We start from the raw sequence: 24982 nt of genomic DNA, 5'->3' as shown, positions 1-24982 counted from the left end.
GTGATACCCACCCTGATCATCTACCTCGTGCTGCAGCGCCAATTCGTGGCCGGTCTCACGCTCGGTTCCAGCAAAGGATAAAACGCATGGCAATGGACTACATCGTCGACAAGTTGGGCGGCCGGATCGCGTTCGGCGGCGACTACAACCCCGAACAATGGCCCGAAGAGGTCTGGAAACACGACGTCGCCCTCATGAAGGAAGCCGGGGTGAACCTGGTCAGTGTCGGAATCTTCAGTTGGGCGCTGCTGGAGCCCGAAGAAGGCCGGTACGAATTCGGCTGGCTGGACAGGATCCTGGACCTGCTCCACAGCAACGGGATCAGCGTGGATCTTGCGAACGCGAGTGCCTCTCCGCCGCCGTGGTTCAGCCGGAAGTACCCCGATTCGCTCCCCGTGGATGCCGACGGCGTCCGGCAAAGTTACGGTTCCCGGCAAGCCTTCGCGGCATGCTCGCCCGACTATCGCCGGGCGGCAGCAGCCCTGACGACGGCGATAGTCGAGCGTTACGCGGGGCACCCCGCCGTCGTGATGTGGCATGTCCACAACGAGTACGGCTGCCACAACCAGCCGGACTTCGGCCCCCATGCTGAGCGTGGCTTCCAGGAATGGCTGCAGGCTAGGTACGGGAGCCTCGATGCGCTCAATGAGGCCTGGGGCACGGCCTTCTGGTCCCAGCATTACTACGACTGGGCCGAGATCCTCCCGCCGCGCCGCTCCGGAACGTGGGTGAACCCCACCCAGCAACTGGATTTCGCGAGGTTCTCCTCAGATGCCCTTCTCGAGTGTTTCACCGCGGAGGCAGAGATCATCAGGGCGCATTCGAAGCACCCCGTGACCACCAATTTCATGGGCTTCAACATGGGCCTTACCGCCCCTGTGGACTATTGGCGCTGGTCCGGACACATGGATGTCGTGTCCAATGACCACTACCTGATCGCCGCCGACGAACGGAACTTCCAGGACCTGGCCATGACGGCGGACCTCACCCGCGGCTGGGCACAGGGCAAACCATGGCTCCTGATGGAACACTCCACTTCGGCAGTCAACTGGCAGCCCCGCAATGTGGCCAAAGCCCCGGGCGAAATGCTGCGCAACTCCCTGCAGCACGTGGCCCGCGGAACCGACGGCGTGTTGTTCTTTCAATGGCGTGCCTCCCGCGCCGGGGCCGAAAAGTACCACTCCGGACTGGTCCCCCACGCCGGCCGCGACAGCAAGGTGTGGCGCGAAGTGGTGGAGCTGGGACGGGCGCTCGAAAGCATTTCGGAGGTGGCCGGCTCCACGGTCCAGGCCGAAGCCTGCATCATCCACGACACCGACGCCCGCTGGGGCACCGAACTGGACTCGCACCCCAGCGAGGACGCCCGGAACCTCCCGGAAACGCGGCGCTGGCACGATGCCCTCTACCGGGCAGGCGTCACCACGGACATCCAGCAAAGCACCGATGACCTCTCCGGCTACAAACTGGTGATCGCGCCCATGCTGTACCTAGTCACGGATGAGTCCGCCGCGAAGCTCCACGAGTATGTCGAAGCCGGCGGAACCCTCGTGATCACGTATTTCTCCGGGATCGTTGACCAGAACGACCACATCCGGATGGACCCGGTCAACGGCGGGGGTTATCCGGGCGCATTCTCCGAACTGCTGGGCGTGAGCATGGAGGAATTCTTCCCCCTGCGCTCCGACGATACGGTGGGCTTGAGCCGCTTCGGCTCCGGGTCACTCTGGAGCGAGCTGGGGAAAGCAACCGGGGCGGAGGTTCTTGCCACGTTCGGCGCCGGCGCAGGCATGAGCGGCGCGGGCACCGGCGTCGACGGCTCGCCCGCGGTGACCCGCCGGGCGGGATCTGCCGGACGCGGTGCCGCCTACTACGTGGCCACCAGCCTGGGCCGCGGAGGGCTGGCCGAACTGGTCCAGCTCCTCTGCTCCGACGCCGGGGTGGAACCGGTCCTGGGCGTTCAGCCCCCGGAGGACGTGGAAATCGTCCGCAGGAGTAACGGCACCAAGGACTGGACTTTCGTCATCAACCACAGTGCGCGGGACGCTGAGGTGACGCTCGACGGCGTCGAGCTCCTCAGCGGGACACCCACCGGAGGTACGCTGAACCTTACTGCCGGAGGCGTCGCCGTCGTCGCCACTCCCGCCTAACCACCCGCCGTCCCTCCAGAAAGGCTCCGATGCTTCAGGCAGCCCGCCACACCGCCATTGTCGACGCCGTCCAGCGCGAACGGGTTGTCCGTGTCTCGGATCTCGCGCAACTGCTGGGCGTCTCAGCCATGACTGTTCGGCGCGACATCGAGTCGCTTGAGGAGTCCGGGCTCGTCGAGCGTATCCATGGCGGGGCCAAGATACCCGGCGATGCCCGGACCCACGAGCCCGGCTTTGAGCTGAAATCGACCCAGCTGATCGAGGAAAAACACGCGATCGCCGTCGAGGCCGCCACCCTGGTCCACGAGGGCATGGCTGTGGGCCTGAGCGCCGGAACCACCACCTACGAGCTCGCCAAGGTACTCCTGGAAGGCCCGCGGATCACGGTGGTGACGAACTCCATCAGGATTGCGGATCTCTTCCACAATGCCTCGGGTTCGCGGGAGGGTTTCCCGGTCATCGTGACGGGTGGCGAGCGCACGCCGTCGGACGCTTTGGTGGGTCCCATCGCGACGGCCGCGCTGAAGCAACTGCACTTGGACACGCTGTTCCTGGGCGTCCACGGCATGGACGCGGACGCCGGGTTCACCACCCCGAACCTGCAGGAAGCCGAAACCAACCGGGCGTTCATCAGTGCGGCCCGCAACGTGGTGGTCTTGGCGGACCACAGCAAGTGGGGAACGGTGGGCATCGCCTCGATTGCCCAGTTGGAGGAAGCCGACGTGCTCGTGACGGACTCGCATCTCGGCGAGGATGCCCGGCGCATCCTCGCCGACGGCGTCGGGAAGCTCAGGATCGCAGCTCCCTAGCGCGTAGGAGACCCAACTGATCCCCACCGCCACCCTCGCCTCGCAAGCTCGGCCAGGGAACCCGGGCGGCGTGAGCCCACGCAGTTGTTGTCGTTATGAGCGCTCAAAACGACAACAACTGCGAGCTAGTTGGGGTGGGAAGGCGCTACGGGCACCCGCACGATTGGCGGATCCGCAATTGCGTGGGGAAGACCCTGTGCTGCGGGGGTTCGTTGCGATTCTCGCCCACCAGCGCGGACACTGCCGCCTCCGCCATCTCCCACACCGGCTGCTCCACGGTGGTCAGGGCCGGCCAGCTGTACTCCGCCTCAACCGAGCCGTCAAAGGACGCCACGGCGATATCCTCCGGAACGGATAGACCTGCCTCGCGGATTGCCCGCAGAACCCCGATTGCCTGCATATCGGAGCTGGCGAAGATCGCCGTCGGGCGGTTGTCCGCGGCCAGGAGCTGTTGTCCGGCAGCGTAGCCCCCGGGTCGGTCGAACCCGCCGCGGGCGAGCGGCCCAACAGGGAGTCCGGCAGCTTCGAGCGCCCGCCGCCACCCCTCCTCACGCCCATCGGCCTCGTTGTCCGCTGTGATGCCCATGGCAAGTCCAATATTGGTGTGTCCGTGGCCGATCAAATGTTCCACGGCAAGGCGGGCTCCGGCTTCGAGGTCCACGCCAACGCTATTGAATCCAGGAGCGATCGAGGCATGGTTCAGCAGCACCGAGGGGATTTCCGCGCCGACAAGCTCCAGTAGATCGGGTTCGAACATGACGCTGGCCAGGACCACTCCATCAACCTGCCTGGCAGCGAGGTTGCGGATGTGGCGGCGTTCGGATTCCAGTTTGTTGTCGGAATTCGTCAACAGAAGGGCATATCCGCGCTCGGCGGCCGCCACTTCCACAGCGTGTCCCAGCAGCGCCCAGAACGGGTTGCTGGAGTCCGGAATCACCAGGCCGAGGGTTTGGTTGGACCCCATTTTGAGCGCTCGCGCGGCGGCATTCGGGCGGTACCCCAGGATCCGGATGGCGTCCTGGACCTTCGCTTCCGTCGCCGGCGCCACTTTCTTGGGGCCACCGTTCACCACATAGCTCACGACGGCGGTGCTCACCCCGGCGTACCGGGCCACGTCTTTGCGCGTCACCGGTCCGCGCGGGGTGTGCACTGCCGAACTAGTCATGGTGATCATGCTAACTACAAAGCCTCGGGCGCATCTCCAAAGTCCGTGATGGGGAGGCGTTCGCCGCCGCGGAGCGCGGACTCGTGAGCCACGACGCCGGGGAGCGTGAAGCGGGCGGCCACCCACGCGTTGACCGGCGGAAGGCTTCCTTTGTTCACGGCTGTGACGAAGTCGTCCACGAGGAACTGGTGGCTGCCTTCGTGCCCGGTCGGAGCTCCCTCGAATTCAACGGGGAGCCGGCCGGCGTCGTGCACCGGAGCGAGGCCGGAGATGAAGGCACCGCGGAGTTCGGGGGCGACGTCCGCCAAGGAGGGGTCATCCGCCGACATGCTCGGCTTGGTCTCCACCTGCTCGGAGACGTCCAGGACTCCCTCCTTGTCCTGCCACAGCGTGGTTGTGGCCAACTGCTCGAAGCTTGCCTCCGTGCCGAAGAAACGGAAGCGCGATTCGCGGATGTGCGAGGGGTAGCCCACGCGGCGCATCTCGTTGGTGCGCATCACGCCGCCGTCGTTCATTTCGAACAGCGCAGTGGCGTTGGAGAAGTCATTGTCGAACATGCTGACTTCCTTGTCGAAGACGCCGTCGCCGCGATCGTCCTTGACGCCGATGCAGCTGACGCTCACGGCGTGGCCCGGTATGGCGCCCAGCACGCCTCCGATGGCGTGCGTCGGGTACAGCATGGGCGGGTAGCTGGCGGTTGCTTTCCAGTTTTCGCCGCCGCTGTACTGGTAGGCCTCGTAGAAGCCCAGGTCCATGTCGTGGACGTAGTCGCCTTCGGTGTAGAAGATGCGGCCGAACTTGCCGGCGGCGTGCTGCTTGCGCGCATAGACGGTTGCGGGGTTGTAGAAGCTGGTCTCCCCCATGGCGTAGACAAGTTTGGTCTCACGCACGGCTTCGATGATTCCGGCGATCTGTTCCTCGGAAATTGCCATCGGAACAGCCGAATAGACGTGCTTTCCGGCGCGCAGCGCCTTGATCACCAAGGGCCCGTGCGTCCAGCGCTGCGTGAAGATGGCGACGGCGTCGACGTCGGACGCCAGCAACTCGTCGAAACTGCCCATGGTGCCGTCGAGCCCCAGCTGTTCAACAGCTTTGGACGCCCGTTCAGGGAGCTCGTCCACTGCGTAGACAGCGGAAACCCCGGGGTGGAGCTTGAAGAGGTGGGCGAATTGGCCGCCGAACTGGCCAAGGCCTACTACTCCCATTGAAAACGTCATTGTTAGCCCTTCGATTCGGGTTGATGGCTTCAGAATGCCCTCGCCCGCCCGGAGAGGCTCGACGAGTGACTCATGCCAGTGAATCACTGGGATCTACTCGAGTCAACAAAAAGCAATAAATCCAAAATAATCGAACAAAACTTCACAAAATTACTTGACCCCTTCAGATCTACTCGTGTAGATTCACATCAGTTGTAACCCACATCACAGTCAGGAAAGGGTCGAAGATGACCACCCTTGCCAAACAAGCGGAACCCGCCGCACCTCCCCAACCGGGCAAACCATCCAAGTTCGGCATCCGCCGGATCGGTGACTTGAAGATCGCATTGCTCTTCATCTTCCCGGCGATGATCGGCTTTGTTCTTTTCTTCCTCGTCCCCACCATCCGGGGCATCTACCTCAGCTTCACCGAGTACAGCATCCTCGGCGATCCCACCTGGATCGGCCTGAAGAACTACACGACGATCTTCAGCGACGACCTGTTCTGGAACGCCATGGCCGTCACCGTGCAGTACGTGGCACTGAACATCGGTTTCCAGACCGTGATCGCCATCGGGCTCGCGCTCCTCATGCACCGCGTGGCCAAATCCACCTTCATTCGCGGTGTCCTGCTGCTCCCGTTCCTGGTGGCCAATGTGATCGTTGCGCTGCTCTGGTTCTGGATGCTGGACTACCAGCTGGGCATCGTGAACGAAGTCATCAGCTGGCTAGGCCTGCCGCGCATCGCCTTCTTCGGCAGCGATCAATGGGCCATTCCCACCATCGCCTTCGTCAACGTGTGGCGGCACATGGGTTACACGGCCCTGCTGATCTTCGCCGGCCTGCAGGCCATCCCCAATCACGTCTATGAGGTGGCCAACCTTGATGGGGCCTCCCCCACCCGGACGTTCTGGAGCATCACCATGCCGCTCCTTCGCCCGGTGCTGGTCCTGGTCCTCGTGGTCACGGTCATCGGTTCATTCCAGGTCTTCGACACCGTGGCCGTGACGACCGGAGGCGGACCCGTCAATGCCTCCCGGGTCATCCAGATGTACATCTACCAGAAGGCCTTCGGCGAGTCCGATTTCGGCTACGCCTCAGCGCTGTCCGTCATTCTCTTCATCATTCTCGCCCTCGTGGCCTTCATCCAGATGAAGTTCCTCAAGGGCAATGAGACGGACCTGGACTAAGGAAACCCCGCCATGAGTACCTCCACCAATTCCCGCCACTCGCGAGAGTCCGCCACCGCCGTCGTAGGCTCCCCGCGATCACGCCGCCCCCGCACGAAACCCGTGAACTGGCGCCGCGCAGGCGCTTGGGTCCTCGTAGTGATCGCCGTCGTGGTCACCATCGCTCCGTTCCTCTGGATGCTCCGGACGGCATTGTCCAGCAACCATTCGTTGGCCTCGAACGCCGGCAACCTTCTTCCGGCCGACTTCAGCTGGGGCGCGTTCCAACGAGTCTTCGGCTTGCAAAGTCCTGAGCAGGCCATCGCCGAAGGCGGGTCCGGGGCCGACATCAACTTCTGGCTCTACCTGCGCAACTCGATCATCTTCGCCACCATGACTACCGCAGGCCAGGTGTTCTTCAGTGCGATGGCCGCCTACGCCTTTTCCAGGCTGCGCTGGCCGGGCCGGAACAAGGTCTTCGCGATCTTCCTGGCCACCATGATGGTCCCGCCGATCTTCACCGCCCTGCCCAACTTCCTGATGATCAAGAACCTGGGCCTGCTCAACACCTTCGCCGGACTGGCACTGCCCTTCATGTTCATGACGCCCTTTGCCATCTTCTTCCTACGCCAGTTCTTCCTGAGCATGTCCCGCGAAGTGGAAGAGGCCGCCATGCTCGACGGCGCCAAGCACCTCCGCATCTTCTTCCAGATCGTGATCCCCAACGCCGCAGCACCCCTGGCCACCCTGGCCCTGCTGACCTTCATCGGTCAGTGGAACGAGTACTTCTGGCCACTCCTGGTAGGCCAGGACGAGAATGTCCGCGTCCTCACCGTGGGCCTGGGCGTCTTCAAGTCCCAGTCCCCGCAAGGGGCACCGGACTGGAGCGGGCTCATGGCCGCCACCCTCGTGGCAGCGCTGCCCGTCCTGATCCTCTTCATCGCCTTCGGCAAGAAGGTGGTCAACTCCATCGGATTCTCCGGCATCAAGTAAGTCATCTTTCTCCCCAAGCGCCGCCCCGTTCTATCGCAACCCCCTGAAAGGTCCACCATGAAGAAATCCATTGGCACCGTCGCAGCTGCCGTCACCGTCGCTGTCGCGGCCGCGCTGTCACTCTCCGCCTGTGGCGGCTCCGCCCCCGCCTCCAGCGAAGCCAAGGGCGAGATCAACTACTGGCTGTGGGACGCCAACCAGCTCCCGGCTTACCAACAGTGCGCGAGTGACTTCACCAAGGCCAACCCGAATATCACCGTCAAAATCACCCAGCGCGGCTGGGACGACTACTGGACCACCCTGACCAACGGCTTCGTGTCTGGTACCGCCCCTGACGTCTTCACCGACCACCTGTCCAAGTACCCGGAGTTCGCTTCCAAGAAGCAGCTGCTGGCCCTCGACGACGCCGTAGCCAAGGACGGCGTCAAACTGGACAGCTACAACAAGGGCCTGGCCGATCTCTGGGTGGGCCAGGACGGCAAGCGCTACGGCCTCCCGAAGGACTGGGACACCATCAGCCTCTTCTACAACAAGGCCATGACCGACTCCGCCGGCATCACTGCCGAGCAGATGGCAAAGCTGGATTGGAACCCCAAGGACGGCGGCAGCTACGAAAAGACCATCGCCCACCTGACCGTAGACAAGAACGGCAAGCGCGGAGACGAAGCCGGCTTCGACAAGAACAACGTGGCCGTCTACGGACTGGGCTTGGAGTCCTCCGGCTCCGGTCAGGGCCAGACCCAGTGGAGCTTCCTCGCGGCCACCACCGGCTGGACCGCTACCGACAAGAACCCGTGGGGCACGAAGTTCAACTACGACGACCCCAAGTTCCAGGAAACCATCTCCTGGTGGGCCGGACTGGCCGACAAGGGCTACATGCCCAAACTCGAAACAACGGTAGGCGCCAGCGTTTCGGACAACTTCGGTGCAGGCAAGGCCGCCATCAACACCAGCGGCTCATGGATGATCGGCCAGTACACCGGATACAAGGGTATCCAGACTGCCATCGCCCCCACCCCGACGGGACCGGACGGCAAGCGCGCGTCCATGTTCAACGGCCTGGCCGACTCCATCTGGGCCGGAACCAAGAACCCCGCAGCAGCCACCAAGTGGGTCGAATACCTTGGTTCCTCAGCCTGCCAGGACGTCGTCGCCAACAAGGCCGTCGTGTTCCCGGCGATCAGCACGTCCTCGGACTTGGCCGCCAAGGCGTTCGCGGCCAAGGGTGTTGACGTCTCCGCCTTCACCCAGCAGGTCAAAGACGGCACCACGTTCCTCTTCCCCATCGCGGACAAGGCTGCCAAAGTTGACGGCATCATGAAGCCCGCAATGGACGCAGTACTAAGCGGCAAGAAGCCGGCCAGCTCGCTCTCCGATGCCAACAACCAGGTCAACAACCTCTTCAAGTAACACCAGCCCCGCCAAACCAGTCCGGGCGCCGCCGCTTCACTCCTTTGACGGCGGTGCCCGGACTCTCCACTCCCTCCCAACGCGACACACAACGACTCCCTGAAAGTGAACCAGCCCATGGACCCGCTCCACCTCCGTTCCGCCGGCACAAGCCTCGTGGTCAGTTTCGATAACGGAGAGGCCGAAGTCATCCACTGGGGTGCCGATCTCGGCAGCACCCTTCCGGACCTCGCGATCCTGGGCGAACCCATCCCACACTCGGCCGTCGATGCCAACGTACCGGCGGCCCTCCTCCCGCAAGGTTCGTCCGCATGGCGGGGCCGTCCGGGCCTCCGCGGCCAGCGAATCGCCGACGGCGTTCCGGGACTGGACTTTTCGCTCCGGCTTCGCGTGGTGGAAGTGCAGGCTGACGGCAGCTCCGCCGTCGCCTCCGCAGCGATTGTCCAGAAGGATCCCGACGCCGGAATCACCGTGACGTCCACCCTCACCCTTCACCCCGGCGGCCTTCTCGAGCTGCGCCACACTGCCGTCAACGACGGCACGTCCCCCTTCCAGCTCGACGAACTGGCCACCGTTCTCCCGGTGGGGCCCGACGCCGTCGAACTCCTTGACCTCACCGGGCGCTGGTGCCGCGAACGGCACCCACAGCGCCGGTCCGTCCAACAAGGGACGTGGGTACGCACGGGACGCCACGGCCGCACGGGGCACGACTCCTCGTTGCTTTTCGCGGCGGGTACCCCTGGATTCGGCAACCGCCATGGGAAGGTCTGGGCCACCCACTTGGCGTGGAGCGGCAACCACGAACAATTCGCCGACACCGTGGCCGACGGCCGCACGATGATCGGCGGCTCCGAGCTCCTGGGGCCCGCCGAAGTGGTGCTCCAGCCCGGCGAGGGCTACACCACACCCGCGCTGTTTGCCGCCTACTCTGACCGCGGCCTGGACGGCATCAGCGAAGCCTTCTACAGCTGGTTCCGGTCCCGCCCGCACCATGTCCTTCCCGCGGCTTCCACGGGACTCCCCGCCGGCAAGCCCCGCCCCGTGGTCCTCAACACGTGGGAGGCCGTGTACTTCGACCACCGGCTCGACGCCCTGATCGAGCTCGCCGAGTCCGCTGCTGAGCTGGGCGTTGAGCGCTTCGTGCTCGACGACGGGTGGTTCCGCGGGCGCCGCGACGACCATGCCGGCCTGGGCGATTGGTACGTCGACGAAAGCCTCTGGCCCGACGGGCTGACGCCGCTCATCGAGGCCGTGAACTCCCACGGCATGGAATTCGGGCTGTGGGTGGAACCGGAAATGATCAACCTGGATTCCGATGTTGCCCGGGCGCACCCCGACTGGATCGTGGGCCCTGCGGCCATCTCACACAAGGACGGCGGCCGCCTCCCCCTTGAATGGCGCCACCAGCACATCATCGACCTCGTCAACCCGGCGGCCTGGCAGTACGTCTTCGAGCGGATCGACGCCCTGCTGGGGGAGAACGACATCAAGTACCTCAAATGGGACCAGAACCGGGACCTCACCGAACACGGCCATGCAGGCCGCGCATCCGTGCATGCTCAAACCCTGGCTGCCTACCGGCTCTTCGACGAGCTCCGAAAGGCCCACCCCGGCGTCGAAATCGAAAGCTGCTCCTCCGGCGGCGCCCGCGTGGACCTCGGCATCCTTGAGCGGACCGACCGGATCTGGGGATCGGACTGCAACGACGCCCTCGAGAGGCAGACCATCCAGCGCTGGACCGGCGTCGTGGTTCCGCCGGAACTGGTGGGCGGGCACATCGGCCCCACCACTTCGCACACCACGGCCCGCACGCACGATCTCTCCTTCCGCGCCATCACTGCGATGTTCGGGCATTTCGGCATGGAATGGGATGTCCGCCAAGTGCAGGGCGCCGAACGCGAGGAACTCAAGCGCTTCATCGGCCTCTACAAGGAGCACCGCGGGCTCATCCACAGCGGCCGGATGGTCCGTGCGGACGTACCGGACGACTCGATCATGCTGCACGGTGTGGTGTCCGACGAAGGCGACGCTGGCTTGTTCGCCGTCGTCAGCACCCGGACGTCGTTCGCAGAACAACCCCGCCGCGTCGCTATTCCGGGCCTCGACCCCGAGCGTTCCTACATGGTGCAGGCCATTTTCCCGGCCCCCGTCGACGCCGACTACGCCCGCACCTTCACCCAGGTGCAGCCGCCCGCATGGCTGCCATCCGGGGCTCAGGCGAGCGGTCGGTTCCTGGCAGAAGTCGGGCTCCCGATGCCAGTCCTGAACCCGGAACACGCCCTGCTGCTCCGCACTACTGCGGTGTAGCTGTTGTTTGGTGGTTCTTACGCTGTCCAGCGCCGCGGCGCAGCAGGGCAGCGTAAGAAACGCCGGACAGGCTCGGCGCACCGATAGATTGGGAGTCATGACTGAAGCTCCCACCGCCACCGAAGCCGGTCGCGGCACCATCCTCGTCCTCAACGGCCCCAACCTGAACCTGCTGGGCACGCGCGAGCCGGAAAAGTACGGCACCTCCACTTTGGCCGACGTCGAGCAGCTCGCCATGGCCGCCGCCGAGGCCAACGGCTTCACGGTTGACTGCGTCCAGTCCAACCACGAGGGCGACCTCCTGGACGCCATCCACGGCGCCCGCGGGACCGCCGTCGGGATCGTCATCAACGCGGGTGCTTACACGCACACGTCCGTGGCGCTGCGGGACGCCCTTGCAGCAGTGCAGCTTCCCGCCGTCGAGGTCCACATCACCAATGTGCACCAGCGCGAGGAATTCCGCCATCACTCCTACCTGTCCCCGGTGTGCTCCGCAGTGATCGTCGGCGCAGGAGTCCAGGGCTACAAGCTGGCCATCGACTACCTCGCCACCGCGGTCTAGATCCTCGGACTGGGCAGGGTTACTTCTTGGTGCACTGGCCCGACGACACTGCCGCGCTCAGGGACGGTGCCTGCTGGGCCACGGGCGAGAGCTCTTCCATGGTGAGGGCGTAGCCCACTGCCACATCCGAAGTGGTCTTGGCGAACACTACGCCGGCAACCTGTCCCTGGGTCGTCAGAAGCGGACCGCCCGAATTGCCAGGCTGCACGTCTCCTGCAAGCTTGTAGACCTGTTCCGGAGAAGGATTGTTGCCGTAAATGTCCGGGACCAGCAGGGTCGAGATGCCTTCCACCGCGGCTGGTTTGGACTGGAACGGACCGCCGTGGGGGTAGCCGGCGAAGGCCGCGGGTGAGCCGGCCGGAAGGTCGGCGCTCAACTGCAGCGGCGCCGTCGGGAGACCGTCGACGGCGACCACGGCCAGGTCGCGTTGGCTGTCGAAGTAGACCACACGCCCCGGCATTGCGCCGCCGTCGGGGATTTCCACTACAGGCTGCGACACGCCGGCCACTACGTGCGCGTTAGTGACCACCCGGCCAGGGGAGACCACAAAGCCGGAGCCCGTCTGGTTCTGGCCGCATTGGTAGGCAGTGCCGGCGATCTTCAGCACGGAATGGGCCGCATTGTTGAGGGCAGGAGTGTCCGTGCTGGTGTTCGGAATGGGCACAGGAGCCACGGGGCCGATGCCCTCGATGAGCTGGGGGATGCCGTTGCCCATGACCGTGGAACGCAGTTGCGCCACGCCGGCCTTGACGGGTGTGGGCGTCATGGTGTCGATAAAGCGAATCACCTTGGAATCGGCCAGTTGCTGCGAAACGAGCGGCACACCCAACGAGCCGATGCTGAACGCCAACATGGACATGACCAGCGCGGCGACAACCAGGCTGACGAAACCGCCCAGCAGGCGGTCGAGTGCGTGCAGTGGCTGGATGCGCACGGCTTTGCGGACCTTCTGGCCGATCCAGGTGCCAAGCCCGTGCCCCAGAACAATGAGCACTACGGCCGAGCCGATAATGGCGGTCAGTCTCCAGCCGCTGTCCTTGACCCAGTCGCCGACGAGCGGGACCGCGACAAAGGCAGCCACTGCTCCTACGGCGAAGCCGGCGATTCCGCCGAGCGTCACGAAGAAGCCGTTGCGCAGTCCGTAGATCAGGTAGGAAAGAAGCGTCAAAATCAACGCCAGGTCCAAGATGGTCAAGCCGAACACCAAAGCTCCTCACAGCCGAGTAAGCCCCAATTGTAGTTGCACAGACTGACAGCTTCCCTTCGGATGCAAGCTGTCATCCAGATCGCGAAGCCGCTGCCGAGCAGGGCATTCCCGGCGAGTTGGGGCGCGATTTTGTGCCTCTTCCGCGTGATTTAGGGCGTTTCGGCTGCCAAGTACGTCACAGACGCGACAAAATTCTGAAACAATGGCTGAAGCGCCCCAGCCGAACTTTTACTCAGGAGATTTCATGGATATCGAGGTATTGCGCCGCGCACCCCTCTTCGCCACCCTTGACGACGACGCTTTCCGTCTGCTGACGGACGAACTCACAGAGGTGGACCTTTCACGCGGAGCGTCTGTTTTCCGCGAGGGAGATCAGGGTGACCAGCTCTACTTCATCGTGTCCGGCAAGGTTAAGCTCGGCCGCACCTCTCCGGATGGCCGCGAATCCCTCTTGGCCATCCTCGGCCCGGGTGAGCTCTTCGGCGAAATGGCCCTGTTCGACCCCAGCCCGCGCACCGCAACGGCCACCGCTGTTTCCGAGACCCGCCTGGCAGGACTGAAGAACGAAAGCCTCAACGCCCTGCTGCGCACCCGTCCTGAAGTGTCCGCACAGTTGCTGCAGGCACTCGCCCGCCGCCTGCGCCGCACCAACGATTCCCTCTCCGACCTCGTGTTCTCGGACGTCCCGGGCCGCGTCGCCAAGGCCCTGCTGGACCTCGCGGACCGCTTCGGCCGGCCCGCGACCGACGGCGTCCTGGTGGCCCACGAACTCACGCAGGAAGAACTGGCCCAGCTGGTCGGAGCCTCCCGCGAGACGGTCAACAAGGCCCTCGCCGAGTTCGTCCAGCGCGGCTGGCTCCGCCTCGAAGCACGCGCAGTAGTCATCCTGGACATGCAGCGCCTCCGCCAGCGCTCGCGCTAATTTCCTGCGAAACGGAAAATGCCTGGCGACCCCGGAATTCCGGAGTCGCCAGGCATTTTTCGTTTCGCCAGCGGATGCGCGTCGCCGCGTCGTCAGCGCTCCCGCTGCGGCTCGCCTGAAACCGTGCGGGCCGCTTCGACTTCGAGCATGAGTGCGCCATCCTCTTGGACAAGCCGCGGCTGGTACATGTGCGGTTTGCGTTTGTAGCTGAGGTACGCAATGCAACCCTGGGCAGCGGCCATCTTTTCGAGGATGATCTCCGAGCCCGGCACCAGCAGTTGGCCCAAAGCCAAGCCGGCTGTGTTTTCCTGGCCGATTTCGTCCCCAAGCGCAGTGGTCTCGCGCTCGGCCATGAGTTTGGAAACGCACACCCAGCGCCCCCAGACACCCTTGCTCACCAGCAGCGAGGGCTGCTGGTTAACAGGAAGGGTGGCCGCGAAGTAGCGGGTGTTGAAGCGCCGGTGCGCAAAGTCCGGACTGAGCCAGTTGACGAGCGGCTTGAGCAGGTCAGTCCGCAACGACAAGCCACGCTTGGCCAGGACATCCGTGAATGACTTGTCCTGCGCAGCTACGGCCTCGCGGGCCTTCATCCACTCGGGAGTGGACGTTGCCTCCACTGTGGAGGACAGGTCCGGGCCGGCCAGCAGGACGCCGGTTTCCTCGAACAGTTCGCGGATGGCGCCCACCACGTGGCGGCGCGCAAGTCCGACGTCGGCGGTCCCTAGCGCCTCAGCCCAATGCTGAGGCGAGGGGCCGAGCCAGCCGAGGGCATCGTCGTCGCTGGGTTCAAGCGATCCGCCGGGAAACGCGACAACACCCAGCGGCGAGGAACCGGGACGGTAACCCATCCACGTTTCCAGGCCGGTAGGCGAGTCCCGGAGCAGTACAACAGATGATGCAAAACGCGCGGCGCGGGGGACCCGCTCGCCGAGCTCAAGCCAATTCCGTGCAGCCCCTTCTAGTTCAGGGGGTAACGCAAACAGGCGTCGGGCTAGTTGTGGCAATTGAGTGAACCGGTTCCTTAGCTGAATTCAGCGATCAACTCGACCTCAACGGGAGAGTCGAGCGGAAGGACTGCAACGCCGACGGCGGAACGCGCGTGCTGCCCTTTGTCGCCGAAGACACGCCCGAGAAGCTCGGATGCACCATTGATTACACCGGGCTGGCCGGTGAAGGAGGTATCGGAGGCCACGAAGCCGACCACCTTCACGATGCGCGTAATGCGGTCGAGGTCTCCGATGACGCTCTTGACGGCAGCCAATGCATTGACCGCACAGACGGCTGCATACATCTGCGCGTCTTCCGGAGACACGGTGGGCTCATCCGAAAGGCCTTCTTCACCGCTGGAGACTTTGCCCGTAGCTTCGAGTTTGCCGTTAATAAAGGGCAGCTGTCCGGAGGTGTACACGTGGTTGCCGGAGACGATGGCCGGAACGTAGGCGGCAACCGGAGCGGCAACAGCCGGCAGGGTCAGTCCCAGTTCGGCAAGGCGCTGCTCGACGGCGGATGCCGGAGCTGTGGAATCCGCGCCAACGGTGGCTTCTGCGGGGGTTGTCATTGTTACTGCTTCTCCCTCTTCAAGTATGCAACAAGTCCGTTTCCATCGGGTCCGGGAACAACCTGGACAAGCTCCCAGCCGTCCTCTCCCCACTGGTCCAGGATCTGCTTTGTGGCGTGAATGATGAGCGGAATCGTCGCGTACTCCCATTTGGTCATGAAAGAAAGACTAGCCCTTGCCGGTAAAGTGGAGAACATGGTGACTCGTAGGAACCCTCTATTCGACACTGCCACCACTCTTGGAAAGATCCTCGGATTCCTTGGTGTGAGCGCTATTTGTGGTGTCCTGGTGGCGGGCTTGCTCGTCCCCGCGGCCGCCGTTTCAGGCAGTGCGGCGAGTGGGTCCATTCAGTTCTTCGACACGCTGCCGGCGGAGCTTCAGGTGAACCCGCCCAGCCAGGCGACCACCATCCTGGCGGCGGACGGTAGCCAGATCGCCTCGATCTACTCCGAGAACCGCACGCGGGTCACGCTCGACCAGATGAGTCCTTTCATCAAGGACGCGATCGTCTCGGTCGAAGACAGTCGCTTCTATGAGCACGGCGGCATCGACGCCACCGGCATCATGCGGGCGATCGTCAGCACGGCTCGCGGCCAAAAGCAGGGTGCTTCCACCATCACCCAGCAGTACGTGAACAACGTCATCAACGAGTCGCTCGTGTCCCAGGGCCAGTCGGCCGACGTCAAGCTCAATGGCGTCAACAAAGGCGTCGGCGACAAACTTCGGGAAATGAAGCTGGCCATCGCGCTGGAGAAGAAGTTCTCCAAGCAGCAGATCCTTGAGGGTTACCTCAACATCGTCTTCTTCAACAAGGACGCCTACGGCATCGAGGCCGCCTCAAGGCTCTTCTTCAGCACAAGCGCCAAGGACCTCACGTTGCCGCAGGCCGCCTTGCTGGCCGGCGTCGTCAACAGCCCGTCCTACTACGATCCGGTCACCAACCCGGACCACGCGAAGCAGCGTCGCGACCTGGTGCTCGGCCTCATGCTGGACCAGGGAAAGATCAAGAAGGCTGACTACGACGCCGCCATCGCGACGCCGGTCACCACCAAGGTCACGCAGCCTCGCCAAGGTTGCCCTTACTCCCCCACCGCTGCGTATTTCTGCGACTACGTGCTGCATTTGCTCTACAACAACCCGGCCTACGGCGCGACGCTCGACGACCGCGTGAACCGCGTCTCCCGGGGCGGCCTGACCATCCAAACCACTCTGGACCCCAAGGCACAAGCCGTGGCCCAAACCCAGGTTGACGCTTCCGCTGGCGCCAATCCGGACAAATGGGGCGCTTCCTTGGTGTCGGTCCAGCCTGGCAGCGGCAAGATCATCTCGATGGCACAAAACACCGTCTGGTTTCCCACCGCGGGGAAGTTCGATCAGACACAGAACTTCAACGTCGACAAACTCGACGCCAACGGCAATGACCTCAACGGCCTAGGCGGCTTCCAGCCCGGTTCCACCATGAAGCCCTTCACCTTTGCCGAATGGTTGAACGAGGGCAAGTCCATGAACACCGTGCTGGACGGTACCGTCCGGCGTTATTCGCCGAACTTCCCCTGGAAGAACACGTGCCCGACACCTGAAGACGGTTTCTACGACAGCACCGTGGCGGGCAGCTTCGACCTTCAGAACGCCGAAGGCGGTTACTACAAGCCCATGACGGTGGTCGATGGTTTGGCCAACTCCATCAACACCATGACCTTTGCCACGGCCGCACGGGTTGATCTGTGCGGCATCCAGAAGATCGTCGATGCTGTTGGCATCCACGGTGGCCTCCCCAATTCAACTACCGGCGACCCGAATCCCAAGATTCCCATGACCCGTTTGTCCAACCTGATTGGCGCCACGCAGACTTCGCCGCTCACCATGGCCAGTGCCTTCGCCACCTTTGCGAACAACGGCACATACTGCGAGCCGATCGCCATCACTTCGGTGACCGACCAGACGGGCGCCAAACTTCCGGCCCAGTCCACGAGTTGCAGAAGTGCGGTCACCCCTGAGGTTGCTCACGGCGTTGCTTACGCCATGCAAGAGGTTCTGAACAAGGGTTCCGGCTCGCTGATCCAGCCGCGTATTTCCACCAAGACCAATTTTCCCATCGCGGCCAAGACCGGAACCAACGACGTCAACAGCTCAACGTGGGTTGCCGGTTACACCTCCGGCCTCGCGACAGCCACCTGGTTTGGCGATCCGCTGGGCAACCAGCAACGGCCAGGCCAAAATGTGACGATCAATGGAAAGTTCTACCAAGGCATTGACGGTTACATGATCGCCGGGCCGCAGTTCTCCAACTACATGACCCAGATTGCACCTGCCTACGGCACCAACCCGTTCCCGGCCCCGCCCTCGAACCTCCTCGACCCGCCGGGGTACAAGACTTCGACTCCGAGCAACAACGCTCCGAGCAACACGACTCCGAGTACCCAGCCGAGCAGCAACGGGAACGGCAATGGAAAAAAGAATGGCTAGCGGCTCCAAGCCCATCATTGAATCGCTGGCAAGCCGCGTCCGAAGGATCGGACGCGGCTTTGCCGTAGCTGCAGGAGCGGGCGCAACCGCTGGTGTTGCGGGCCTCGCTTATGGCCTCTGGGAGAAGAACCAGTTCGTACTCCGCGAGGAGACCCTTCCCATCCTCCCGGCAGGCTCGTCTCCCCTCCGGGTTCTGCACATAAGCGACATCCATTTCGTACCGAGCCAACGCAAGAAGGCCGAATGGCTGCGTTCGCTCGCGACGCTTGAACCCGACCTCGTAGTGAACACGGGTGACAACCTCAGCCACCCCCACGCCGTCGTGCCGCTGCTGGATGCACTGCGGCCGCTATTGAAGTTCCCGGGCGTCTTTGTTCCGGGCTCCAACGACTACTACGCCCCGCGGTTCAAGAACCCGGCCGCGTATTTCCTCGGCCCGTCACGCCTCAGTGACAATCCCCTCGAGCTTGACTGGCCACGCCTTCGTTCAGGTTTCGGGATGTCCGGCTGGATCGACCTCACCAACAGGCATCAGTCCCTGCCCATCAACGGGATCCGCTTCGATTTCTCCGGAGTGGACGATCCCCATCTGAATCGGGAGCGCTACGCCGGCTGGCCACGCGGTACCGCCGGACAGGACTCCCGCCCGCATCTGCGCGTTGCAGTGATCCACGCCCCCTACCAACGGGTCCTTGACCATTTCACGAACGACTCAGCAGACCTCATCCTCGCCGGACACACCCACGGCGGCCAGATCTGCATCCCCGGCTACGGCGCCTTGGTTGCCAATTGCGATCTCCCCACGTGGCGCGCCAAGGGCCTAAATGATTGGGAAAACAACGGACGCACGACGCCGGTCAACGTCTCGGGCGGCATCGGCACCTCACGCTTCGCTCCGGTCCGGATCGCGTGCAAGCCCGAAGCCGTGTTGCTGACACTGACAGCGCGCCAATAGCCATCGCCAGCACGGGACATGCGCATCCCGCCGCACCAAAGCTGGGCATGTCCGGGGAGGCGTAGTTCCGAATACCTCGTATCACGCAACGCAATGGTGCTGGGAATCCCGTTACGCGATGGCATAGGGTAGTTGCTATAGGAAACTACCTCCGTGCGTCGCGCCGGGCAGGCGCGGAACGCCGGGACAAAGCTGTTGAGAAGCGGGCATGGCCAAACAGACTTCATTCTTCACCTCCGTCAAACGTCTCTATCCGCACGTCAAACCGATCCTTCCCCGGCTTTTCATGGGGCTGGTCAGCGCTTTGCTGGCCAGCATCATGGCGCTTGCCATCCCACAGGTGCTGCGGGTCCTGATCAACGGCTCCCTCCACCCTGGCGGCCCCACCAACGCTGTCTGGATTGCCGCCGCCGTGGTCCTGGCACTCGGTATCGCAGAAGCCGGGCTCGTGGCGCTTCGGCGCCAGTTCGTCATCAACCCCGCAACCACGGTGGAATCGAGGATGCGGGTGTCCCTCTATGGGCATCTGCAGGACCTCACCGTTTCCTTCCATGACCGTTGGGGTTCGGGGCAGCTCCTGTCCCGCGCGATGACGGACTTGAACTTCCTGAGGCGTTGGATGGCATTCGGCGCGATCATGCTGGTGGTGACCACCTTGACCGTGGTGATCGGCGTCGTGGTTATGTTCGCGATGAGCTGGCAGCTGGCTTTGATCTTCCTGGCCGCCGCGGTGCCCATCATGGTCTATTCCTTCCGTTTCCGCCGCCGCTTCAGCCTGGTGACCCGGCTCAGCCAGGACCAGGCCGGCGACCTCGCCACCACGGTTGAGGAGTCCGTTCACGGCATCCGCGTGCTCAAGGCGTTCGGCCGCAGCCGCGAAGCACTGGAGAACTTCAATGAACAGGCCGAGGAGCTGAGGCAGACCGAGATCGCCAAGGCCAAGCACCAAGCCACCTTCACGCTTGTGGTGACACTGCTGCCCGAGCTGGCGCTCGGCGTCGGGCTCGTGGCGGGCGTCCTGCTCGTCTCCATGGGCCAACTCAGCATCGGTTCCCTCGTTGCCTTCTTCGGCACCGCAGCGGTGGTCGCGGCACCGGTGGAATTCTCGGGAACCCTCCTAGCCATGGCATTGACCGCCAAGACTGCCCTCGACCGCCATTTCGAGGTCATGGACACGCCCAACACCATCACCAGTCCGGCGAACCCCAGAACACCCAAGGAACTGCGCGGGGCCTTGAGCTTCAAGGCCGCCGGTTTCGGTTTCGACGACGGCGCGCGGCTCCTGCACGACGTCACCCTGGACATCAGGCCCGGCGAAACCATGGCCCTGGTGGGCATTACCGGCAGCGGAAAGAGCGCCTTGCTCCAGCTGGTCCCCCGGCTCTACGACGTGAGCGAAGGATCCGTGACCATCGACGGCGTGGACATTCGCGACTTCAGCGTCGAGCAGCTGAGGACGGTCGTGGCGGTCGCCTTCGAGGACACCACCCTGTTCTCCAGCTCGGTCCGGGACAACGTGCTGCTCGGCGCTCCCGACACGTCCGAGGAAGCCCTTGAGGAAGCGCTCGACGTCGCGCAGGCGCACTTCGCGTATTCGTTGCCCGACGGCGTCGGGACCCTCATCGGCGAGGAAGGCCTGAGTCTTTCCGGCGGCCAGCGGCAGAGGATCGCCCTGGCCCGGGCCATCGCAGCCAAGCCCAAGGTCCTCGTGCTGGATGATCCGCTATCGGCCCTGGACGTGAACACGGAGGAACTCGTCGAAGCCAGGCTCCGCGAAGTCCTCCGGGACACCACCACGCTCATCGTCGCGCACAGGCCCTCCACCGTGGCCCTGGCCGACCGCGTCGCGCTACTCGAAAACGGAAGCATCACCGCCGTCGGAACCCATACGGAACTGTTGGCCAACAACGCACACTACCGCTACGTGATCGCGAGCCTCGACGCCGGTCCGAAGGACCTCGACCTCGAACTCGATGAACTAGAGCACGAGCTGGATTCGGAACAGCACATGGACCAAGCCGGGGAGGGCCGCCGATGAGCACGTTCGGTACCGCCAATGAAGACAACGCCCACCTGAGCCGCAGCGACAGCAAAGCAGTACGACGGCGGTCGGTCGCCTTGCTGGGATCGCTCATCCGCCCGGTGCGGTTGCGGTTCTGGCTGACGCTCGGCATGGTGGTTCTTTCCCAGGCAACCCGGGTGGCGGGGCCGGCGATCATCGCTTTCGGCATCGACCACGCCCTTCCCTCGCTGCTCGCCGGGAACAACATGCCGGTGGTCCTGGCAGGCGTCCTGTATCTGACGGCGGCCGTCGCAACGGCGGTTTTGACGGCACTCTACGTCACATCCACGGCGAAGCTGAGCCAATCCATGCTCCTGGACCTGCGGCTCCGGGTCTTCCGGCACACCCAGCGGCTTAGTTTGGAGTTCCACGAGAAGTACACCTCGGGCCGGATCATCGCGCGCCAGACCTCGGACCTTGAGGCGCTGCGTGAACTCCTCGATTCGGGCGTCAGCTCGCTGGCATCCGGGATCCTGTTCATGCTCTTCACGGCATGTACCGTATTTGCGCTCGACTGGCGCAGCGGACTCCTCATGCTCGCCACGGGCGTGCCCGCCTACTTCCTTGCCCGCTGGTACCAGAAGCACTCGCAGATCGCCTTCCGCGAATCGCGGGTAGTGTCGGCGAGGCTGATTGTGCACTTCGTGGAGACCATGACCGGCATCCGGGCCATCAAGGCCTTCCGCAAGGAGCCGGAGAACGCCCAGCGCTACGCCGAACTCTCCGAGGACTACCGCAAGGTCACGGTTCGCTCCATCAACCTCAACGGCGTCTTCCAACCGGGCTTGGTCCTGATCGGCAACGTGTGCGTGGCAGTGGTCCTGCTGTTCGGCGGCTTCCGGGTGCTCTCCGGCGACCTGGCGGTGGGTGTGCTCCTGGCACTGATCCTTTCCACAAAGCGCTTCTTCCAGCCAGTGGACCAGATGGCCATGTTCTACAACTCCTTCCAGAGCGCCCAGGCTGCGCTCGAGAAGGTCTCCGGCCTGCTCGAAGAAGTTCCGACCGTCCGGCCGCCCAAGAACCCCGTACCCTTGCCCCATGCCCGCGGCGAAATCGACTTCCGTGGCGTCGAGTTCGGCTACGGCAACGGCAAGGTGGTTGTCCCTAAGCTGGACCTTCACATTCCCGCAGGACAGACCATAGCGCTCGTCGGACAGACCGGCGCCGGCAAATCGACCTTCGCCAAGCTGATCGCCCGCTTCTACGACGTCACCGAAGGATCCTTGACCCTCGACGGCGTCGACCTCCGGGAGCTCTCGACGGCGGACCTGCGACGCGCCGTCGTGATGGTCACCCAGGAAGCCTTCCTCTTCAGCGGCTCGGTGGCAGACAACATCGCCTTGGGGCGGCCTGAGGCTACCCGCGCCGAGATTGAAGAAGCTGCCCGGGCAGTGGGGGCACACGACTTCATCTCCGCCTTGCCTGACGGCTACGATACCGACGTTAACAAGCGCGGCGGCCGGGTCTCCGCCGGGCAACGGCAATTGATCGGCTTTGCCCGGGCGTTCATTGCCGCCCCCGCGGTACTCATCCTGGACGAGGCGACGTCGTCCTTGGACATTCCTTCCGAACGGCTCGTGCAGGCCGGTCTCAGCAGCCTGCTGTCCGGAACGGACTCGGAGCGCACCGCGATCATCATCGCCCACCGGCTCTCTACGGTGGAGACCGCCGACCGGGTGTTGGTGGTGCACGAGGGACGCATCGTGGAAGATGGCACGCCTGCCGAGCTCATCGGCGGTGGAGGACGCTTCGCCCGCCTACACGGCGCCTGGAAGGACTCGCTGGTCTGAGGCAGTTGCCCTCTGGGAGGCTTCCTTCGATTTCGCATCCGGGGAGGGATCGGCTATTCTTGAACAGTTGCTTTCGCAGCGGATCGGGATGTAGCGCAGCTTGGTAGCGCGCTTCGTTCGGGACGAAGAGGTCGCAGGTTCAAATCCTGTCATCCCGACCAAAAAGTAGAAGGCCTTCCACTCGGAAGGCCTTCTACTTTATTTAACGAGCTTTTCCACGGTCGCCGAAATCGCGAGAAACATTCCCCTGACCGGTTTTCCTCGCCCGGCCCAAGGTTTAGAGACAAGTGTTGTTAACAACCCCGGCACAATGACTCCGGGCCAGGCGGATCCTCGCGCAAAAGAAATCCCCGGTGTGTCGATTTCAGACAACCGGGGACTTCTTCACTTCATTTGAATTACCCGGCGGCTGCCGGGTTCGCCGGGAGCCGCCGTGGAGCCTCAGCTACACGGGATCGGGCCAGTTACCGATAGCCTGCGATACCCGCATGGGATCAGGCCAGTTGCCGATGGCTTGGGAGACCACACTCATCGGGTCGGGCCAGTTACCGATAGCCTGCGAAACCCTCATCGGGTCAGGCCAGTTACCAATGCTGAGCACCGTGCTGACGGTGTCTGCCACAGGGGCTGCGGAAACGACGGCTGGCGCCGCGGCGGAGAATGCAAGAGCGCCGGCCAAGGCCACTGCTGCAGCAATCTTCTTCAACATAATTTTTCCTCAATGCGAGTCGGATTCGTTACGGAAATTACGCGGTCCCTGTTGACATTCATTGTAAAATGTTTTCCACAGCGACTGTCAAGCTTTGGGGTAAAGACAGCGCAAAGACAAGCCTCTAGGAGGAACCTGTGGGGAACGGATTCGGAGAAAAGCTCCGTGCCGAACGGCTCGAACGTGGGCTGACCCAGGCTGAATTGGGCAGGGACCTTTACTCACCGAGCTACATTTCACTTCTTGAAACCGGCCGGCGGGAGCCCACGGCCGAAGTCATTGAAGAACTCGCCCGCCGTCTGGAACTGGCTCCAAAAGCCCTGGAAGCCTGGAGCCAGCCCGTATCCGTCAGTGACGCCGAATACGTGCTCGCCGGGTTGTACGCCAGGCAAGCCTGGGACCTCAGGGACTACCCGCTCGCCGCAAGCCACGCATCAACCGCCGCCCAGATCGCGCTCGAGGCAAAGAACACCAGCGCTTGGTGGAACATGACCTACATGCAGGCCGAATGCCTCATGAAGCAGGGGCAGCTCAAGGAGTGCCAGCAGATCATCCAGCATCTCCTGGAACATCCCATGGCGACGGAATCTGCGGGCCTGGGAGTCCGCGCCCGCCAGATGCTCGCCGCTGTCTGCCACGGACAAGGGCAGCTGGCCACCGCCGTCGAGCACGCCAAGGAAGCCGTGAGGCTTTCCGAGCAGCTGCCCAAAGGCTCAACATTGATCATCGGGGCGCACAGGGCACTGATCGGAGCGCTGGCCGAGAGTGGCAGGTTGGACGAGGCCTGGACGTATTGCCAGGCCATGAACAACCAGATGGACGACCACTCGATGTCACAGCTCGCGGGCGAAGTCGCCTGGGTGGTCGGAAACGTGGCATTCATGCGCCACGACTACGTGGAAGGCATCAAGCATCACGAGCGCGCCGCCAAGTTGCTCTCCCCCGCCAATGACATAGAGCTGTGGGCCCGCTTCAACAAGGCGTCCGCGGCTGTCCGCCTCTCCTCGGGAATCGTGGAGCCGGAGACGCTTTCGGCCATCGAACGCGCCGAACTCGCCCTGTCGATTGTGGGCGGAAACAAGACGGACCAGTTGGAAGTTGCCTTTATCCGCGCCCGCTGGCTCTACCTGACGGGCGACATCCCGGCAGCCATCACCAAGTTGCGCGAAATCCATGCGGACCGCGACGTCCTCGCCCGGCACACCGCAGGTGAAGTCGCTTTCCTCCTCGGCAAAGCGCTCAAGGCGGCCGGTGAAAACAAGGACGCACTGGAACATCTCGAAGAAGCCCAACGCGATTTCACAGCTGCGGGCGCAGCCGACCGCGTCCAGCAGGCCATGGACTCTGTGCTGGAGATCCGGCTGGCCGAGCGTCGGGCGGCGTCCGGCCATGGCGGGAGCGCGCAGTCTTCCCGCGCAAGCTAGCGGCGAACCCAACTAGCTAACAGTTGTTGTCGTTTAGCCGCCGCTAAACGACAACAACTGCGGGGGCCCACGCCGCCAGGGTTCCCTGGCCGTGGGGCCACACCGGCGAGGGCCCCGGCCTGAGCTTGCGA

Annotated in this window: 20 protein-coding genes and 1 tRNA gene; 14 read left to right on the top strand and 7 right to left on the bottom strand. The window is 63.7% G+C overall.

What is annotated here, in order from left to right; translation table 11 throughout:
- Positions 1-86 precede the first annotated feature (86 nt).
- Positions 87-2147 (top strand): beta-galactosidase, encoded by a 2061-nt coding sequence (locus tag ACFVTG_RS24200; protein ID WP_390283443.1) that lies wholly within the window; start codon positions 87-89, stop codon positions 2145-2147.
- Positions 2148-2176: 29 nt separating this feature from the next.
- Entirely contained in the window at positions 2177-2956 is a 780-nt protein-coding gene (locus ACFVTG_RS24195; protein ID WP_284754107.1) for a DeoR/GlpR family DNA-binding transcription regulator, read from the top strand.
- A gap of 145 nt (positions 2957-3101) precedes the next feature.
- Here ACFVTG_RS24195 and ACFVTG_RS24190 read toward each other — a convergent pair whose 3' ends face one another.
- Positions 3102-4121: a LacI family DNA-binding transcriptional regulator gene (locus tag ACFVTG_RS24190; protein ID WP_284754109.1), complete on the bottom strand. Its 1020-nt coding sequence runs from the start codon at positions 4119-4121 to the stop codon at positions 3102-3104.
- Positions 4122-4135: 14 nt separating this feature from the next.
- Complete coding sequence (locus ACFVTG_RS24185; protein WP_284754111.1) at positions 4136-5338, bottom strand: Gfo/Idh/MocA family oxidoreductase; 1203 nt, start codon at positions 5336-5338, stop codon at positions 4136-4138.
- Between the two features lie 227 nt (positions 5339-5565).
- Here ACFVTG_RS24185 and ACFVTG_RS24180 point away from each other — a divergent pair, with 227 nt between their 5' ends.
- The 5 genes from ACFVTG_RS24180 (at position 5566) to aroQ (ending at position 11758) form a co-directional block, all read left to right on the top strand.
- Positions 5566-6507 carry a sugar ABC transporter permease gene (locus ACFVTG_RS24180; protein ID WP_284754113.1) on the top strand — a complete coding sequence of 314 codons (942 nt, stop codon included), beginning with the start codon at positions 5566-5568 and terminating at the stop codon, positions 6505-6507.
- A 12-nt stretch (positions 6508-6519) separates the two neighbouring features.
- Positions 6520-7479 carry a carbohydrate ABC transporter permease gene (locus ACFVTG_RS24175; RefSeq protein WP_390283437.1) on the top strand — a complete coding sequence of 320 codons (960 nt, stop codon included), beginning with the start codon at positions 6520-6522 and terminating at the stop codon, positions 7477-7479.
- Between the two features lie 57 nt (positions 7480-7536).
- A complete protein-coding gene (locus ACFVTG_RS24170; RefSeq protein WP_284754116.1) occupies positions 7537-8889 on the top strand; it encodes a sugar ABC transporter substrate-binding protein in 1353 nt (450 codons plus the stop codon).
- 117 nt (positions 8890-9006) lie between these two features.
- Positions 9007-11196, top strand: a complete 2190-nt coding sequence (locus tag ACFVTG_RS24165; protein ID WP_390283433.1) for an alpha-galactosidase — start codon at positions 9007-9009, stop codon at positions 11194-11196.
- Between the two features lie 97 nt (positions 11197-11293).
- Positions 11294-11758: a type II 3-dehydroquinate dehydratase gene (aroQ, locus tag ACFVTG_RS24160; RefSeq protein WP_059389485.1), complete on the top strand. Its 465-nt coding sequence runs from the start codon at positions 11294-11296 to the stop codon at positions 11756-11758.
- A 19-nt stretch (positions 11759-11777) separates the two neighbouring features.
- Here the strand turns inward: aroQ and ACFVTG_RS24155 are convergent, their stop codons facing one another.
- Positions 11778-12962, bottom strand: a complete 1185-nt coding sequence (locus ACFVTG_RS24155) for a MarP family serine protease (protein WP_390283429.1) — start codon at positions 12960-12962, stop codon at positions 11778-11780.
- A gap of 247 nt (positions 12963-13209) precedes the next feature.
- On the opposite strand from ACFVTG_RS24155, the gene ACFVTG_RS24150 reads away from it, so the two are divergent.
- A complete protein-coding gene (locus ACFVTG_RS24150) occupies positions 13210-13887 on the top strand; it encodes a Crp/Fnr family transcriptional regulator (protein WP_011775987.1) in 678 nt (225 codons plus the stop codon).
- A gap of 92 nt (positions 13888-13979) precedes the next feature.
- Here the strand turns inward: ACFVTG_RS24150 and ACFVTG_RS24145 are convergent, their stop codons facing one another.
- Genes ACFVTG_RS24145 through ACFVTG_RS24135 form a run of 3 tightly spaced genes read right to left on the bottom strand, consistent with a single transcriptional unit; the run spans position 13980 to position 15603 of the window.
- On the bottom strand, positions 13980-14891 hold the full coding sequence (locus ACFVTG_RS24145) for an NUDIX hydrolase (RefSeq protein WP_284754141.1): 912 nt from the start codon (positions 14889-14891) through the stop codon (positions 13980-13982).
- A gap of 17 nt (positions 14892-14908) precedes the next feature.
- Positions 14909-15445, bottom strand: a complete 537-nt coding sequence (locus tag ACFVTG_RS24140) for a RidA family protein (protein WP_284754142.1) — start codon at positions 15443-15445, stop codon at positions 14909-14911.
- Between the two features lie 2 nt (positions 15446-15447).
- A complete protein-coding gene (locus ACFVTG_RS24135) occupies positions 15448-15603 on the bottom strand; it encodes a DUF4177 domain-containing protein (protein ID WP_009359196.1) in 156 nt (51 codons plus the stop codon).
- On the opposite strand from ACFVTG_RS24135, the gene ACFVTG_RS24130 reads away from it, so the two are divergent.
- The 5 genes from ACFVTG_RS24130 (at position 15602) to ACFVTG_RS24110 (ending at position 22879) form a co-directional block, all read left to right on the top strand.
- Entirely contained in the window at positions 15602-17911 is a 2310-nt protein-coding gene (locus ACFVTG_RS24130; protein WP_390283424.1) for a transglycosylase domain-containing protein, read from the top strand. The two genes, ACFVTG_RS24135 and ACFVTG_RS24130, sit on opposite strands and share 2 nt — an antisense overlap.
- On the top strand, positions 17904-18866 hold the full coding sequence (locus tag ACFVTG_RS24125; RefSeq protein WP_284754151.1) for a metallophosphoesterase: 963 nt from the start codon (positions 17904-17906) through the stop codon (positions 18864-18866). The genes ACFVTG_RS24130 and ACFVTG_RS24125 overlap by 8 nt, the downstream gene beginning before the upstream one ends.
- Positions 18867-19074: 208 nt before the next feature.
- Positions 19075-20904, top strand: a complete 1830-nt coding sequence (locus tag ACFVTG_RS24120; protein WP_390283420.1) for an ABC transporter ATP-binding protein — start codon at positions 19075-19077, stop codon at positions 20902-20904.
- On the top strand, positions 20901-22718 hold the full coding sequence (locus ACFVTG_RS24115) for an ABC transporter ATP-binding protein (RefSeq protein WP_284754153.1): 1818 nt from the start codon (positions 20901-20903) through the stop codon (positions 22716-22718). Before ACFVTG_RS24120 ends, ACFVTG_RS24115 begins: the two co-directional genes overlap by 4 nt.
- Before the next feature lie 84 nt (positions 22719-22802).
- A tRNA-Pro gene (locus tag ACFVTG_RS24110) sits at positions 22803-22879 on the top strand.
- 284 nt (positions 22880-23163) lie between these two features.
- Here ACFVTG_RS24110 and ACFVTG_RS24105 read toward each other — a convergent pair.
- Entirely contained in the window at positions 23164-23427 is a 264-nt protein-coding gene (locus ACFVTG_RS24105; RefSeq protein WP_390283417.1) for a hypothetical protein, read from the bottom strand.
- Positions 23428-23564: 137 nt separating this feature from the next.
- On the opposite strand from ACFVTG_RS24105, the gene ACFVTG_RS24100 reads away from it, so the two are divergent.
- Positions 23565-24851 carry a helix-turn-helix domain-containing protein gene (locus ACFVTG_RS24100; RefSeq protein WP_284754155.1) on the top strand — a complete coding sequence of 429 codons (1287 nt, stop codon included), beginning with the start codon at positions 23565-23567 and terminating at the stop codon, positions 24849-24851.
- Positions 24852-24982: the final 131 nt, after the last annotated feature.

Source organism: Arthrobacter sp. NPDC058127, from assembly GCF_042884555.1.
Taxonomy (GTDB): Bacteria; Actinomycetota; Actinomycetes; order Actinomycetales; family Micrococcaceae; genus Arthrobacter.
Note: the sequence above shows the minus strand (reverse complement) of the source record. Positions and strands in the feature narration are given on the sequence as shown.